The 14,799-nt window shown below is 72.6% G+C and carries 15 protein-coding genes; 9 read left to right on the top strand and 6 right to left on the bottom strand.

Going from position 1 to position 14,799, the window contains the following annotated elements; translation table 11 throughout:
• Positions 1 to 18: 18 nt before the first annotated feature.
• Positions 19 to 1,149, bottom strand: coding sequence for a DNA polymerase III subunit beta (dnaN, locus tag ACIOHG_RS12265; protein WP_400706631.1), 1,131 nt, complete (start codon positions 1,147 to 1,149; stop codon positions 19 to 21).
• A gap of 1,047 nt (positions 1,150 to 2,196) precedes the next feature.
• Positions 2,197 to 4,092, bottom strand: a complete 1,896-nt coding sequence (dnaA, locus tag ACIOHG_RS12270; RefSeq protein ID WP_400948750.1) for a chromosomal replication initiator protein DnaA — start codon at positions 4,090 to 4,092, stop codon at positions 2,197 to 2,199.
• A gap of 431 nt (positions 4,093 to 4,523) precedes the next feature.
• Between dnaA and rpmH the strand changes: the two genes are divergently transcribed.
• From rpmH to ACIOHG_RS12315, 9 genes are all read left to right on the top strand, one after another.
• Positions 4,524 to 4,661 carry a 50S ribosomal protein L34 gene (gene rpmH / locus ACIOHG_RS12275; RefSeq protein ID WP_030457638.1) on the top strand — a complete coding sequence of 46 codons (138 nt, stop codon included), beginning with the start codon at positions 4,524 to 4,526 and terminating at the stop codon, positions 4,659 to 4,661.
• Between the two features lie 19 nt (positions 4,662 to 4,680).
• On the top strand, positions 4,681 to 5,109 hold the full coding sequence (gene rnpA, locus ACIOHG_RS12280) for a ribonuclease P protein component (protein ID WP_400948752.1): 429 nt from the start codon (positions 4,681 to 4,683) through the stop codon (positions 5,107 to 5,109).
• Complete coding sequence (yidD, locus tag ACIOHG_RS12285; RefSeq protein ID WP_400706641.1) at positions 5,106 to 5,420, top strand: membrane protein insertion efficiency factor YidD; 315 nt, start codon at positions 5,106 to 5,108, stop codon at positions 5,418 to 5,420. Before rnpA ends, yidD begins: the two co-directional genes overlap by 4 nt.
• A 3-nt stretch (positions 5,421 to 5,423) precedes the next feature.
• Positions 5,424 to 6,587: a membrane protein insertase YidC gene (gene yidC / locus ACIOHG_RS12290; protein WP_400948754.1), complete on the top strand. Its 1,164-nt coding sequence runs from the start codon at positions 5,424 to 5,426 to the stop codon at positions 6,585 to 6,587.
• 62 nt (positions 6,588 to 6,649) lie between these two features.
• Complete coding sequence (locus ACIOHG_RS12295) at positions 6,650 to 7,171, top strand: protein jag (protein WP_400948757.1); 522 nt, start codon at positions 6,650 to 6,652, stop codon at positions 7,169 to 7,171.
• Between the two features lie 140 nt (positions 7,172 to 7,311).
• Positions 7,312 to 8,088: a 16S rRNA (guanine(527)-N(7))-methyltransferase RsmG gene (gene rsmG / locus ACIOHG_RS12300; RefSeq protein WP_400948759.1), complete on the top strand. Its 777-nt coding sequence runs from the start codon at positions 7,312 to 7,314 to the stop codon at positions 8,086 to 8,088.
• Between the two features lie 247 nt (positions 8,089 to 8,335).
• Positions 8,336 to 9,370, top strand: coding sequence for a ParA family protein (locus ACIOHG_RS12305; RefSeq protein WP_400948762.1), 1,035 nt, complete (start codon positions 8,336 to 8,338; stop codon positions 9,368 to 9,370).
• Positions 9,367 to 10,428, top strand: a complete 1,062-nt coding sequence (locus ACIOHG_RS12310) for a ParB/RepB/Spo0J family partition protein (protein WP_400948764.1) — start codon at positions 9,367 to 9,369, stop codon at positions 10,426 to 10,428. Before ACIOHG_RS12305 ends, ACIOHG_RS12310 begins: the two co-directional genes overlap by 4 nt.
• Positions 10,429 to 10,540: 112 nt before the next feature.
• The gene (locus tag ACIOHG_RS12315) at positions 10,541 to 11,158 is read left to right on the top strand and encodes a GNAT family N-acetyltransferase (RefSeq protein ID WP_400948766.1); all 618 of its coding nucleotides are present in this window, start codon (positions 10,541 to 10,543) and stop codon (positions 11,156 to 11,158) included.
• 306 nt (positions 11,159 to 11,464) lie between these two features.
• Here the strand turns inward: ACIOHG_RS12315 and trxA are convergent, their stop codons facing one another.
• From trxA to sigM, 4 genes are all read right to left on the bottom strand, one after another.
• Positions 11,465 to 11,791, bottom strand: coding sequence for a thioredoxin (trxA, locus tag ACIOHG_RS12320; RefSeq protein ID WP_400948769.1), 327 nt, complete (start codon positions 11,789 to 11,791; stop codon positions 11,465 to 11,467).
• 95 nt (positions 11,792 to 11,886) lie between these two features.
• Positions 11,887 to 12,861, bottom strand: coding sequence for a thioredoxin-disulfide reductase (trxB, locus tag ACIOHG_RS12325; protein ID WP_400948772.1), 975 nt, complete (start codon positions 12,859 to 12,861; stop codon positions 11,887 to 11,889).
• Between the two features lie 153 nt (positions 12,862 to 13,014).
• Positions 13,015 to 13,929 carry a hypothetical protein gene (locus ACIOHG_RS12330; protein WP_400948775.1) on the bottom strand — a complete coding sequence of 305 codons (915 nt, stop codon included), beginning with the start codon at positions 13,927 to 13,929 and terminating at the stop codon, positions 13,015 to 13,017.
• The gene (gene sigM, locus ACIOHG_RS12335) at positions 13,926 to 14,774 is read right to left on the bottom strand and encodes an RNA polymerase sigma factor SigM (protein WP_400948777.1); all 849 of its coding nucleotides are present in this window, start codon (positions 14,772 to 14,774) and stop codon (positions 13,926 to 13,928) included. The genes ACIOHG_RS12330 and sigM overlap by 4 nt, the downstream gene beginning before the upstream one ends.
• Between the last annotated feature and the right edge of the window lie 25 nt (positions 14,775 to 14,799).

Here is a 14,799-nt window from a genome sequence, read left to right on the forward strand (position 1 = left end):
CTGGTGGTCGGTGCCGGGTCAGCCGGAGAGGCGGACCGGCATGATCAGGTACTGGTACGCCTCGTCCGGTTCGGCGTCCACGGCCGGCTTGCCGGTGAGCAGGGCCGGCTTGGTCGGGGTGGTGAAGCTCAGCTGCGCGTACGCGGCGTCGATCGCCTTGAGCCCCTCCTCCAGGTAGCCGGGGTTGAAGGCGATCGAGATGTCGTCGCCCTCCAGGTCGGCCTCGACCCGCTCGGACGCCTGCGCGTCGTCGCCCGAGCCGGCCTCCAGGGTCAGCACGCCCTGCTCGAAGCTCAGCCGGACCGGGGTGTTGCGCTCGGCCACCAGCGAGACGCGCTTGAGCGCCTCCAGGAAGGGCTGGGTCTGCACCGCGGCGACCGCCGAGAACTCGGTCGGGAAGATCGACCGGAACTTCGGGAACTCGCCCTCCAGCAGGCGGGTGGTGGTCCGCCGGCCGGCGCCCTCGAAGCCGATCAGGCCCTCGCCGGCCCCGCCGGTGGACAGCGCGATCGACACGTGGTCGCCGCTGCCGAGCGACTTGGCGATGTCCTGCAGGGTCTTGGCGGGCACCAGCGCCACGGCGTTGATGTCGTCCTGCTCGGGCTTCCAGAGCAGCTCGCGGACGGCGAACCGGTACCGGTCGGTGGCGGCCAGGGTGATCCCGCTGCCGTTGATCTCGACCCGGACGCCGGTGAGCACCGGCAGGGTGTCGTCCCGCCCGGCGGCGACCGCGGCCTGGCTGACCGCCGAGGCGAACACGTCGCCCGGGACGGTGCCGGTGGCGGTCGGCATCTGCGGGAGCGTCGGGTACTCGTCCACCGGCAGGGTCGGCAGCGTGAAGCGCGAGCTGCCGCAGACCACGGTCACCCGCATGCCGTCGGTGGAGATCTCCACCGGGCGGTTCGGCAGGTTCCGCGAGATGTCGTTCAGCAGCCGGCCGGAGACCAGGACGGTGCCGGCCTCCTCGATGTCCGCCTCCAGCTCGACCCGGGCCGAGACCTCGTAGTCGAACCCGGAGAGCGCCAGCGTGCCCTCCTGCGCCGTCAGCAGCAGGCCGGCCAGCACCGGCACCGGCGGCCGCGCGGGGAGGCTGCGGGCAGCCCAGGCCACCGCCTCCGCGAGGACATCACGCTCCACCCGGAACTTCACCGGTAACCGCCTCCTGGCTGCTGTCGCCGCGCGCCCGGCCCGGGTGGCCGATCCGCGCTGTTGATCTCGTCTTCGGGCTCCCGGCCGGGCCGACCACTCCGCCTGCTCTCCGGTTGCCGAAGGACAGTCTGACGTACTCGGCCGACAGTCGGGGCAGATGGGCACAACCGGACCGAACAGATGTCGGGGCCCGGTTGTCCACAGATTCGGCCCACCCCCACTGTTGATCAAGTCGGGAGCTCTCTATGTGTAGCAGTAGTAGTAGGGCCTGTGGATACCGTGGATAACCCCGTTTGCGCAGGTCAACACCCAGATTTTGTCCACAGGACCTGTGGATGGCGGCTGTGGACAACCAGGCCCTCCTGTGGACAGCGGAGCGTAATCCACAGGGCACGCTGAGTATCCACAGGTTATCCCCAGCTTCGTCCACAGATATCGGCCCGGTTATCCCCAGCGCCGGATCAACATCACGTGACGCCATTCACACGCAGGACTGACAAGGGAGTTGATGTTGCCGAACTGTGGACAGGGCTGTGGACAACCTGGGGATAACTTCCGCTTTCCTGTGGACAGCCGGTGGATAACTCTGTGGACTGTCTGACGGACCCTCAGTTCTCCACAGGCTGTGGATAACCGTTGTGCACAAGTCCACAGGCAGCTGACCTGCGCCAAAGAGAGTAGCGGTGATCCCCCTGTGGAGGAACCTCGGGATAACTCCGCCTCCGGAGCCTGTGGACGGGGAAAACTCACCCGTTCCTGTGGACAACTCCGATACGCATCCGAACCGTTCGATTTGCTGCGCAAATGTTCGGGCCTGCGGTCGGCCCCTCGGGGATGCCATTCGAACGATTCCTGCCCCGTCCGGAGCCCCGCCACACCTGCCGGACCGCCGGATTCACCGGCACGCCCGCGGGGCGGTGGGAGCCGTCCGGCGCTCCGCCGACTCGGCCGGCGGGCGTCCGGGAACGCCGAAGGGGAGTGCGACCGGTGCGGCCGCACTCCCCTTCCGAGTCCCAACTCCCTTGCCCCGGTCAGCTCTTGCCCCGGTTAGCTCTTGATCCGGTTGGTCAGCTCGGTGACCTGGTTGTAGATGGACCGCCGCTCGGCCATCAGCGAGCGGATCTTGCGGTCCGCGTGCATCACCGTGGTGTGGTCGCGGCCGCCGAACTGCGCGCCGATCTTGGGCAGCGAGAGGTCGGTCAGCTCCCGGCACAGGTACATGGCGATCTGCCGGGCCGTCACCAGCACCCGGCTGCGCGAGGAGCCGCACAGGTCCTCGACGCCCAGGCCGAAGTAGGCGGCCGTCTGCTGCATGATCACCTGCGCGGTGATCTCCGGCCCGGCGTCCTCGTCCCCGCCCGGGATCAGGTCCTTGAGGACGATGCCGGCCAGTTCCAGGTCCACCGGTGCCCGGTTCAGGTTGGCGAACGCGGTGACCCGGATCAGCGCGCCCTCCAGCTCCCGGATGTTGCGGGTGATCCGGGACGCGATGAACTCCAACACGTCTGCGGGAGCGTTGAGTTGCTCCTGGATCGCCTTCTTCCGCAGGATCGCGATCCGGGTCTCCAGCTCCGGCGGGGTGACGTCGGTGATCAGTCCCCACTCGAAGCGGTTGCGGAGCCGGTCCTCCAGCGTGATCAGCTGCTTGGGCGGCCGGTCCGAGGAGAGCACGATCTGCTTGTTGGCGTTGTGCAGGGTGTTGAAGGTGTGGAAGAACTCCTCCTGCGTCGACTCCTTGCTGGCCAGGAACTGGATGTCGTCGACCAGCAGGATGTCGATGTCCCGGTAGCGCTTGCGGAACGCGTCCGCCTTGCCGTCCCGGATCGAGTTGATGAACTCGTTGGTGAACTCCTCCGAGCTCACGTACCGCACCCGGGTGCCCGGGAACAGGCTGCGCGAGTAGTGCCCGATGGCGTGCAGCAGGTGGGTCTTGCCCAGCCCGGACTCGCCGTAGACGAAGAGCGGGTTGTACGCCTTGGCCGGGGCCTCGGCCACCGCCACCGCGGCGGCGTGCGCGAAGCGGTTGCTGGCGCCGATCACGAAGGTGTCGAACAGGTACTTGGGGTTCAGTCGGGCGTTGGGCTCGTCCTTGCGGGCCCCCGCGGGCGGGGCGCCGGGCGGGGCCGGGACGCCGGGGGCCGGGGTCCGCTCGGCCGGTCCGGAGTGCTGCGCGGCCGCCCGCGGTGCGCCCCGGCGGGCACCGCCCGCCCGTGGCCGGTCCTCGTCGGGGGAGCCGAGCGCGCCGCCGAACAGGTCGCCCTGCGCGGAGTCCGCGGCCGGGCGCCCGGCCCGCCGCGGGGCCGGCTCGGGCCGCCGCTCGGGCACCGGGGCCGGCTCCCAGCCGCCTCGGTCGGAGCGGTCGCCGTACGGGTCCGGCCCGGGGGCGCCGTAGGCCGCGGCCGGCGGGTAGTCCTGCGGGTAGCCGGGGTGCGGCGGGTAGTCGCCGCCGGGCCGGACCGGCCAACTGCCGGGGCGCGGCTGCGGCTGCTGGTGGGGCTGCTGGTGCGGGGGCTGGTGCTGGGGGGGCTGGTGCGGCTGGTGCTGCGGGGAGAGCTGCTGCGGGTAGGCCGGCCCGGCCTGGTAGCCGTGCTCCTGCTGCCGGGGGTGCGGCCACTCCGGGACGGGCTCCGGCTCCGGCTCCGGGTCGAACTCCGGCTCCGGGTCGACCGAGGGGGCCGCGTTGGCGTCCACCATCACGGCGATCCGCACCTGGCGGCCGAACTCCTGCGAGATGGCGTCGGTCAGCTGCGGCAGCAGCCGGCCCTCCAGCACCTGCTTGGCGAACTCGTTCGGGGCCGCGAGCAGGGCGGTGTCGTGCATCATCCACATCGGCTGGGTGCGGCGGACCCAGTTCTTGTCCTTCTCCACGACGTCGCTGTCGCCCACCAGTCGCTCGACGACCCTCGACCACATCAGGACGAGGTCGCTGTTGACATCAGCCACTGGTACACGCTTTCTCGTTCCCCGGCGCGGGGGAGTCAGGCAGGTCGGTGAGGCGGGGGTCGAGGTGGCGCGGTACGGAGCGACCACGAGCACAGAACAAAAGAGACAAGTCCTGCAACGGTAGTCAGCGCGCAGAGCTGATTCAAGTTGTTGTCCACAGGCTGTGGGCAACGGGGCGGCCACCACCTGGTTTGACCCTCGGACCCGCTCCCGCGTACCGTAACCAGGTCGAGTTGTCGATGGCCGCTGCCGCATGTCCGCGGGTCCGCCCGCTTCCATGACGCGCGCAGCACGGGCGCCGTGGTCGTCCCGTCCCAGCAGATCTGGGCCCCGGGACCGGATTTCCCAGTACGCAAGGGGAGATCGCGCGGACGCACGGTGACGGCCAAGCGACTCCGCGTCATCCTACGATTCACCCCAGGAGCCCCCGAGTGAGCAAGCGCACCTTCCAGCCGAACAACCGTCGTCGCGCCAAGACCCACGGCTTCCGGCTGCGCATGCGTACCCGTGCCGGCCGCGCCATCCTGGCGAACCGCCGCGCCAAGGGCCGCAGCGCCCTGTCCGCCTGATCCGCGCCAAGGGTCTGCAGTGCTGCCCACCGAGAATCGGCTGCGGCGGCGCCAGGACTTCGCGACCGCGGTGAAACGCGGCCGCCGCGCCGGTCGGCCCCTGCTGGTGGTGCATCTCCACAGAGGAGAGGCACCCGAGGGCGGGGCCGACCGGAACAGCGACTCCCACCCGCACGTCGCCGAGGGGCTTCCTTCGGCGCGTGCGGGTTTCGTCGTGAGCAAGGCCGTGGGGCCGGCGGTGGTGCGCAATCTGGTGAAACGTCGGCTGCGCCATCTGGTCCAGGAGCGTCTCTCCCGGTTGCCCGCAGGTAGCCTGATAGTGGTACGGGCGCTGCCCGCCGCGGCGACGGCCCAGTACCCGGAGCTCGGACACGACCTGGACGCGGCGCTCCGCCGACTGCTCAGATCCGAACCGACCGGCAGTGCCCCGACGGGAACAGGGCGATGAAGTACCTGCTGATGGGCCTGATCAGGCTCTACCAGTGGACGATCAGTCCGCTGCTGGGCCCGGTGTGCCGGTACTACCCCTCGTGCTCCCGCTACGGGTACGAGGCGATCCGCGTGCACGGCGCGATCAAGGGCACCGGCCTGACCGGCTGGCGCATCCTGCGCTGCAATCCCTGGTCTCCCGGTGGGGTCGACCACGTTCCGCCGCGAAAGCACCCGGTGTGGCACCGCCGGCTGCGCAATCTGCTGAGCCCCACGAGCGGGACCGCCGAGCCGGAGCCGGTGGCGAAGCCCGATGTCCAAGGAGTCTGACCGGTGACCTTCGGTTTTCTGAGTCCCCTCTACACAGCGGTGTCCTGGATCATCGTCCAGTTCCACGCGCTGTTCAGCCACGTCTTCGATCCGGACGGCGGCCTGGCGTGGGGCCTGTCCATCGTGATGATGGTGGTGGTCATCCGGATCTGCCTGATCCCGCTCTTCGTGAAGCAGATCAAGTCGACCCGGGCCATGCAGGCGATCCAGCCGAAGATGAAGGCCATCCAGGAGCGCTACAAGAACGACAAGCAGCGCCAGTCCGAAGAGATGATGAAGCTGTACAAGGAGGCGGGCACCAACCCGTTCTCCTCGTGCCTTCCGATCCTCGTGCAGTCGCCGTTCTTCATGGCTCTCTACGGGGTGCTGGCCTCGGTCGCCAACGACAAGAAGATCGGCGTCATCGACCAGTCGCTGCTGGAGAGCGCCAAGCAGGCGCACATCTTCGGCGCCCCGCTGTCGGCGAAGTTCGTGGGAGCGGGCAGCATCCACATCCAGATCGTCTGCGCGGTCATGATCGTGCTGATGTCGCTGTCGCAGTTCATCACGCAGCGTCAGATGATGACGAAGAACATGGACCTGACGGTCAAGACGCCGTTCATGCAGCAGCAGAAGATGCTGATGTACGTCTTCCCGGTCATGTTCGCGGTGATGGGCATCAACTTCCCGGTCGGTGTGCTGGTCTACTGGCTGACCACCAACGTCTGGTCGATGGGCCAGCAGCTGGTCGTCATCCGCAACAACCCGACGCCGGGCAGCCAGGCCTGGAACGAGCGCCAGGCCCGCCTGAAGAAGCAGGGCCGGATCAACCCGGACGGCTCGATCAAGAAGGGCGGCCTGCTGGCCTCCCTCACCGGCGGGAAGGGCACCGCCGCGGCGGACGCCCAGGCCGCGGTGGAGGAGAGCGTGCAGGTCCGCCGCCAGCAGCCGCGCAAGCAGAGCAAGTCGCAGCGGCAGGCGTCCGGCGGCCAGCACGCGCACGGCACGGAGCACGCGCAGAGTGCGGAGCCGGTCGACGCGGAACCCCAGAACGCGGCGGAGGCCGAGCCGGCCGGGGCCGGGCAGGCCGGTGCGAAGCCGGGCGGGGCGAAGCCGGCGGCCCGACCGGGGCAGCGGCAGCAGCCCCGGCGCGGCGGCCCGGGCGGCCAGCGGCCGAAGAAGAAGTAGTCCCGACCCCCTCCCTCTCCCGGCCCCACCCGAGGGCCCTGTAACTCCGAAGGAGTCCACCTGTGACGGATGGCACCATCTCCGCCGTCGACACCGCGCCGGCCGGTGAGGGCACCCTCGCGCGGCTGGAGCGCGAGGGTGACATCGCCGCCGACTACCTGGAGGGTCTGCTCGACATCGCGGACCTGGACGGCGACATCGACATGGACGTCGAGGGGGACCGGGCGCTGGTCTCCATCGTCGGCGAGGGCGACGACCGGACGCTGCAGCGGCTGGTGGGCCAGGACGGCGAGGTGCTGGAGGCGCTCCAGGAGCTGACCCGGCTGGCCGTGCACCGGGAGACCGGGGAGCGCAGCCGCCTGATGCTGGACGTCGCGGGCTTCCGGGCGCGCAAGCGGGCCGAGCTGGCGGAACTGGGCGCGGACGCGGCCGAACGGGTGAAGAGCAGCGGCGAACGGGTGAAGCTGCGGCCGATGACCCCGTTCGAGCGCAAGGTGGTGCACGACGCGGTGGCCGCCGCGGGGCTGCGCAGCGAGTCGGAGGGCGAGGAGCCCCAGCGCTGTGTGGTCGTGCTGCCGGCTTGATGTCGGTGGTGCCGCCGGAACAGGCGTCCGACCCCGCCCGCCTCTCGCGGGCGGGGTCGTCGCCTTTGCGGCGGAGGGATGTTTCACGTGGAACAGTGCTGGTACGGCGGGTGGACACGACGGTGAGCGGAGAGGCAGAGATGGACAGGGACGGCACGGCGTCCGAGGCGCCGCTGGAGGGGCCCGGCGAGGCGCCGGAGGCAGCGGGACGGATCTTCGGCGATCGGCTGCCGACGGCCGTGCGGTACACCGAGTTGCTGGCGACCGCGGGGGTGCAGCGCGGGCTGATCGGCCCGCGCGAGGTGCCCCGGCTGTGGGACCGGCACGTGCTCAACTGCGCGGTGCTGGCCGAGCTGCTGCCCGCCGAGGCCTCGCTCTGCGACGTCGGCTCCGGCGCCGGCCTGCCCGGCATCCCGGTGGCGCTGGCCCGGCCGGACGTGTCGGTCACCCTGCTGGAGCCGCTGCTGCGCCGCACGACCTTCCTGGAGGAGGTGGTGCGCGAGCTCGGGCTGGACAACGTCACGGTGCTGCGCGGTCGGGCCGAGGAGACGGTGGGCAAGCTGGCGGTGGACGTGGTGACCGCCCGCGCGGTGGCGCCGCTGGACCGGCTGGCCGGTTGGGGCATGCCGCTGCTGCGGCCGTACGGGCAGATGCTGGCGCTGAAGGGCGACACCGCCGAGCAGGAGCTGGCGGACTCGCGGGCGGCGCTGACCCGGCTGGGTGCGGTGAAGTGGTCGGTGATCGGGGTCGGCGAGGGCGTGCTGGAGACGCCGACCCGGGTGGTCCGGGTGGAGGCCGGGCAGAGTCCCGGCGGGGTGAAGGCGGCCACCCGGCGGGCCAAGGCGGCCCGGGCGGGGCGCGGTGGCAAGGGCGGCGAGGGCACGGGCCGGCGGGCCGGCGGGCGCGGCCGGCGCTGAGTCGAGCGGTCCCCGGTGGGGGCGGACAGCCGGTTCCGGCGGTCCGCCCCCACCGGCGTTCCTGGGCCCTGTCCGGCGAACTCCTGCCGGAATTCACCCGTCCGGCCGCGCCCCGGTGGCGCCGGCCCGGAGTGTCGGGCCCACGGAACCCGACAATCCGGGCATCGTGTTCCACGTGAAACGTCGCTTCCTGCTCACCGGCGTACTTGACCAAGGACTCAATCGGACGCGAGACCGTCATCCGGAGGTGACTGTCGCGGCCCCGGTTTCACGTGAAACACTGACCCCCATGCAGGAGTCGGAGATCGTCGACCAGGTGGATGAGACCCCCGTCGTGCGCGACGCGAGCGCCGCCGGTCGGCTCGGCGCGAGTACGGGGGAGGCGCTGCCGCGCCCCGCCACGACCCGGGTGATGGTGGTGGCCAACCAGAAGGGCGGGGTGGGCAAGACCACCACCACCGTCAACATGGCCGCCGCGCTGGCCATGCACGGGCTGCGGGTGCTGGTGATCGACCTCGACCCGCAGGGCAACGCCTCGACCGCGCTGGGCATCGACCACCACGCCGAGGTGCCGTCGATCTACGACGTGCTGGTGGAGGGCAAGCCGCTGGCCGAGGTGGTGCAGCCGGTGGTGGACGTGGAGGGTCTGTTCTGCTGCCCGGCCACGATCGACCTGGCCGGCGCCGAGATCGAGCTGGTCTCGCTGGTCGCCCGGGAGAGCCGCCTGCAGCGCGCCATCGCGGCCTACGAGCAGCCGCTCGACTACGTGCTGATCGACTGCCCGCCCTCGCTGGGCCTGCTCACCGTCAACGCGATGGTGGCCGGCCAGGAGGTGCTGATCCCGATCCAGTGCGAGTACTACGCGCTGGAGGGCCTCGGCCAGCTGCTGCGCAACGTGGAGCTGGTGCGGGCGCACCTCAACCCGGCGCTGCACGTGTCGACCATCCTGCTCACCATGTACGACGCCCGGACCAGGCTGGCCGCGCAGGTCGCCGAGGAGGTGCGGACGCACTTCGAGAAGGAGGTGCTGGCCACCGCGATCCCGCGGTCGGTGCGCATCTCCGAGGCCCCCAGCTACGGGCAGACCGTGCTGACCTACGACCCCGGTTCCAGCGGCGCGCTCTCCTACCTGGAGGCGGCCCGCGAGGTGGCGCTGCGGGCGGTCGTGAAGACCGGCGAGGGTCGGCACCGGGCGGGTACGGCGGCGGTGGTGCCGCCGCGCAACGGCGAGGAGCGGTCCGCGCCGATGGCACAGCACAGTTCGATGGAGGACAACCGGTGAGTGGCACGCGCAGGGGACTGGGCAGGGGTCTGGGAGCGCTGATCCCGGCGGCCCAGCCGGCGACCGAGGCAGCATCGGCGCCGGAGGCCCCGCCCGCCGTCACGGCGACGGCCGCGGTGCCGACCGACCGTGGCACGGTGGCCGCCAAGGCCGCGGCGGAGAGCCTGCGGGAGTTGGCGGGCGACCAGCGTCGCAGCGTGCTGGAGGCGGCGCTGGCCCCGGTGAACGGCGCCCGCTTCGCCGAGCTGCCGCTGGACGCGGTCAGCCCCAACCCGCGCCAGCCGCGCGAGGTGTTCGACGAGGAGAAGCTCGCCGAACTGGTCGCCTCGATCAAGGAGGTCGGTCTGCTGCAGCCCGTGGTGGTCCGTCAGACCGGGCCGGAGCGCTACGAGCTGATCATGGGTGAGCGCCGCTGGCGGGCCTCCCGGGAGGCCGGGCTCGACCTGATCCCGGCGATCGTCCGGGCCACCGAGGACGACAAGCTGCTGCTGGACGCACTGCTGGAGAACCTGCACCGGGCCGAGCTGAACGCGCTGGAGGAGGCGGCCGCGTACGACCAGCTGTTGCGCGACTTCGGGTGCACGCACGACGAGTTGGCGAAGCGGGTGGGCAAGTCCCGGCCGCACGTCTCCAACACGCTGCGGCTGATGAGCCTGCCGGTGTCGGTGCAGCTGAAGGTGGCGGCGGGGGAGGTCACCGCCGGGCACGCCAAGGCGATCCTGATGGTGCCGGACGCCGAGCGGCAGGAGAAGCTGGCCGTCCGGGTGGTGGCCGAGCTGCTGACGGTGCGGGCGACCGAGGAGATCGCCAAGCTGATGTCGGGCGCCGAGCCGAAGAAGAAGCGGGCTGCGCAGGCGCCGCAGGCGCCCTCCCCGGTCTTCGACGAGCTGGCCGGGCGGCTCTCGGACCGCTTCGAGACCCGGGTCAAGGTCGAGGTCTCGCAGCGGAACGGCAAGCCCGGCCGGGGCAAGGTGGTGCTGGAGTTCGGCTCGGTCGAGGACCTGAACCGGATCCTGGACAGCCTGGCCCCGGGGGAGCAGGGACTGCGGCTCTCCTGACGCCGGACGTACCGGAGGGCGAACGACGGGTGCATGTTTCACGTGAAACGTGCACCCGTTCTGCTGGGCGGAGCAGACTGGAGTGTCGCCGCGTGGAGGAGGAGGTGCGGGCGTGGGACGGAGGGTGGTTCCGCTGACGCTGGACAACCTCACGGATCTGCCGAACACCTGCCGCTCCTGCGTCTTCTGGGAGCTCGACCCGGTCAGCGGGCGGGACGCGCAGGAGGCGGGCAAGGGGGAGCTGGAGAAGGAGGGGTGGATCTCGGCGGTGCTGCTGGACTGGGGTTCCTGCGGGCGGGTCGCCTACGTGGACGACCGCCCGGCGGGGTTCGTGCTCTACGCCCCGCCCGCGTACGTGCCGCGCGGACAGTCCTTCCCGACCAGTCCGATCGCGCCGGACGCCGTGCAGCTGATGGTGTCCCGGGTGCTGCCGGAGTTCCAGGGGCAGGGTCTGGGGCGGGTGCTGGTGCAGGGGGTGGCCAAGGACCTGATCCGGCGCGGCTTCCGGGCGATCGAGGCGTTCGGCGCCCAGGGGCGGGAGATACCGAGCTGCGTGCTGCCCGCCGAGCACCTGCTCGCGGTGGGCTTCAAGACCGTCCGCCCGCACCACCGGTACCCGAGACTGCGGTTGGAGGCGCGCACCACGCTCTCCTGGAAGGGCGACGTGGAGGGCGCGTTGGAGCGGCTGCTCGGCGGGCGGCGCCAGGAACCGGCGCTGCGGCCGTTCTGACGGTGCGTCCGGACGGTGCGTCCGGGAGCTCTCGGGAGTTCTGTGAGAACGATTCTCCGCTCGGGGCCCTCCGGCGGCCCCGGCCGGATTCCGGGCACGGGGCGGCTGGGCGAAGGCCCGGAAACGTGGGGGCGGGCCCCCCCCGGGGGGCCCCGGGGGCGGCGCGCCCCCCCCGGGGGCCGCCCCCCCCGGGGGGGGGGGGGGGCGGGGGGGGGGGGGCCCCCGCCCCCCCCCCCCCCGGGGCCCCCGGGGGGGGGCCGGGGGGGGCCCCCCCCCACGACCGGGAGGCCGGACCGGCCGGTGGGCCTAGAGGTACTCGGCCAGCTCGCGCAGCAGCGCGGCCTTCGGACGGGCGCCGGTGATGGTCTTCACCAGCTGGCCGTTCTGGTAGACGTTCAGCGTCGGGATCGAGATCACGTTGTACGCGGCCGCGGTCTCCTGGTTGGCGTCCACGTCGAGCTTGACGATGCTGAGCTTCTCGCCGTGCTCGGCCGCGATGTCCTCCAGGACCGGGGCGACCTGGCGGCACGGGCCGCACCAGGTGGCCCAGAAGTCGACCAGGACGGGCTTCTCGCTCTTGAGCACCACTTCGTCGAAGGTGGCGTCCGTAACTTCCTTGGTGGCGCCGGCCACGGGAACTCCTTGGGGTCGGAGGAGAGATGCGTCAGTGACAACAACGATGGGGGCGGCTTTTGTTTCTGCCCCGTCGGGGGTGAGCTGTCGGTCCGTCAGACCGCGGCGGCGGTGGCGGCCTCGCCGGCGGCCAGCAGCTGGTCCTGGGCGGCCAGGTAGCGCTCGGCGTCCAGCGCGGCGGAGCAGCCGGTGCCGGCCGCGGTGATCGCCTGGCGGTAGGTGTGGTCGACCACGTCGCCGGCGGCGAAGACGCCGGGGAGACTGGTCCGGGTCGAGGGGGACTCGACCCGCAGGTAGCCCTCGGCGTCCAGGTCGAGCTGGCCCTTGAAGAGCTCGGTCCGCGGGTCGTGGCCGATCGCGATGAACAGGCCGGTGACCGGCAGCTCGCGCAGGTCGCCCGTGGTGGTGTCGCGCAGGGTCACGCCGGAGAGCTTCGGGTCGCCGTGGATCTCCTCGACCGCGCTGTCCCAGGCGAAGGAGATCTTCGGGTCGGCGAAGGCGCGCTCCTGCATCGCCTTGGAGGCGCGGAGCGAGTCCCGGCGGTGCACGATCGTCACGCTGCGGGCGAAGCGGGACAGGAAGGTGGCCTCCTCCAGAGCGGTGTCACCGCCGCCGACCACCGCGATGTCCTGGTCGCGGAAGAAGAAGCCGTCGCAGGTCGCACACCAGGAGACGCCGCGGCCGGAGAGCTTGTCCTCGTTGGGGAGGCCGAGCTTGCGGTGCTGCGAGCCGGTGGCGACGATCACCGCGCGGGCCCGGTGCACGGTGCCCTCGGAGTCGGTGACGGTCTTGATGTCGCCGCTCAGGTCGACCGCGACGACGTCGTCCGGCACCAGCTCGGCGCCGAAGCGCTCGGCCTGGGCGCGCATGTTGTCCATCAGCTCGGGGCCCATGATGCCGTCGCGGAAGCCCGGGAAGTTCTCCACCTCGGTGGTGTTCATCAGCGCGCCGCCGGCCGTGACCGCGCCCTCGAACACCAGCGGCTTCAGGGAAGCGCGCGCGGTGTACAGCGCAGCGGTGTACCCGGACGGGCCGGAACCGATGATGATCACGTTACGGACGTCGCTCACTGCATCTCCTGGTTCGCCTGTCGTCCCGCTCGCGCGGGGGAGGGCGGTCTGCTCCGCCGCCCCGGACAACGACTCCCCAGTCTCCCGCATTCCCAGGCCCGGACGCACCCACCGCCCGCACTCCGGTCGTCGGCGGCCCGGGCCGGCGAGGAATCAGGGGGCCGGGACGGTGCTGTGCAGCAGGATCGTCGATCCGGGGCAGTCCGGGGTGGCCAGGTAGACGTCGAGCGGGCCGGTGCCGCCCGGCGGCCGGTAGACCAGGGCCAGTACCGGACGGCCCGCGTAGCGGCCCGGCGCGGCGGCCAGCGGCGGTTCGCCGGGGTGCCCGGCGGCGGCGGGCAGGCAGGCCGGGACGTCCGGCGCGTCCGTCGCGGGCGGGTCCGCCGCGCCGAGCTTCGGGACGTTCTTGCCGCCGAGCAGCTGGTGCACCTGGGCGGGCAGCAGGTCGGCGGTGAACTCCGGGCCGTCGGCACTGGCGGCGGTCGCTCCCTGGGTGCCCGTGGCGGCCGGGCCGCCGGTGCCGAGCGCGGGGTGCTTGGCGCTGCTGTCCGCGACGGCGGAGGAGGCGGTGGCGTTCCCGGCCGGGCGGTTCAGGTTCAGCAGGATGCCGCCGGTGGCGGCGGCGACCGCGAGGAAGGCGGCGGTGAGCAGCAGGACGGGGCCGCGCCGGCGGCGGGTGGACCGGCCGGGGCCGGTGGCGCCCGCCCGCGGGGTGCCCGCCGGGCCGCCGGTACGGGCCGGTCCGGTGGGGGAGTTCTCCCGGCGGGCCGCGGGGCGCTGCACGGACGGCTCCGGCGGGCGGGCCGCGGCCCGGGCCTCGGTGCGGGCGGCGGACTCGGCGGCCAGTGCGGCGGTGAGCCGGTCGGCGACCTCGGCGGGCATCGGCGGGACGGGGGAGTCGGCCAGCAGTTCGGGCAGGCCGCACAGCGCGGCGTAGTCCTCGGCGCAGGAGGGGCAGTCGGCCAGGTGCCGGTGCAGCGACTCGGCCCGCTCGGGCGGCAGCAGCTCCTCGGCGAGGTCGGCGAGTACGTCCGGGCCGGGGTGGTCGGAAGGCGGGTGCGGCGTCATCGCGGGGGCGCATCTCCTTCCAGGGCGGGTGCGGAGTCTGAGGGTGGGACGGGCGCGGGCCGGTTCGGGTTCCCGTCCCGGGGGACGGGCGGGGCGGTTCCACGTGGAACGCCGGCCGGGTCGGCCGCAGCCGGTGTTCCACGTGGAACACCCGTGCGGTCGGCGGGACGGCGCGCTCCGCCGGGAGCCTGCCCGGCGGGCCGCCCGGGAGCCTGCCCGGCGGGCCGCCCGGGAGCGGCGGTCCGGTCGTCCCCCGCCGCTGTTCCACGTGGAACCGCGGCGGCCGGGCCGAGGTGGCGCAGCAGGGGCAGCAGCCGGGCCCGGCCGCGGGCGCAGCGGCTCTTCACGGTGCCGACCGGGACGCCGAGCACCTCCGCCGCCTCGGCCACCGGGTAGCCCTGCATGTCGACCAGCACCAGGGCGGCCCGCTGGTCCGCGGGGAGTTCGGCGAGCGCCTCGGCCACCTCGCGGCGGGTCTCGGCGCGCACCGCGTGGCTCTCGGCGCCCTCGGCGGTGCCGAGCGCACCGGCCAGCGGGGCCGGGTCCCGGTCCAGCGACTCGGCCCGGCGGACGGCGCCGCGGCGGGCCCGGTCCAGGCAGGCGTTGACCACGATCCGGTGCAGCCAGGTGGTGACCGCCGAGCGGCCCTGGAACCCGGCGGCCGCCCGGAAGGCGGAGACCAGGGCGTCCTGGAGCGCGTCGGCGGCCTCCTCGCGGTCGCCGAGGGTGCGCACCGCGACCGCCCACAGGCGGTCCCGGTGGCGGTGCACCAGCAGCCCGAAGGCGTCGGGGTCGCCCGCGGTGTGCCGGGCGAGCAGCTCGGCGTCGGTGGGCTCCTCGGCCATCCTCCCCCTCCTCGCGGTCGGGCCG

This window comes from Kitasatospora sp. NPDC088134, from assembly GCF_044741705.1.
GTDB lineage: Bacteria > Actinomycetota > Actinomycetes > Streptomycetales > Streptomycetaceae > Kitasatospora.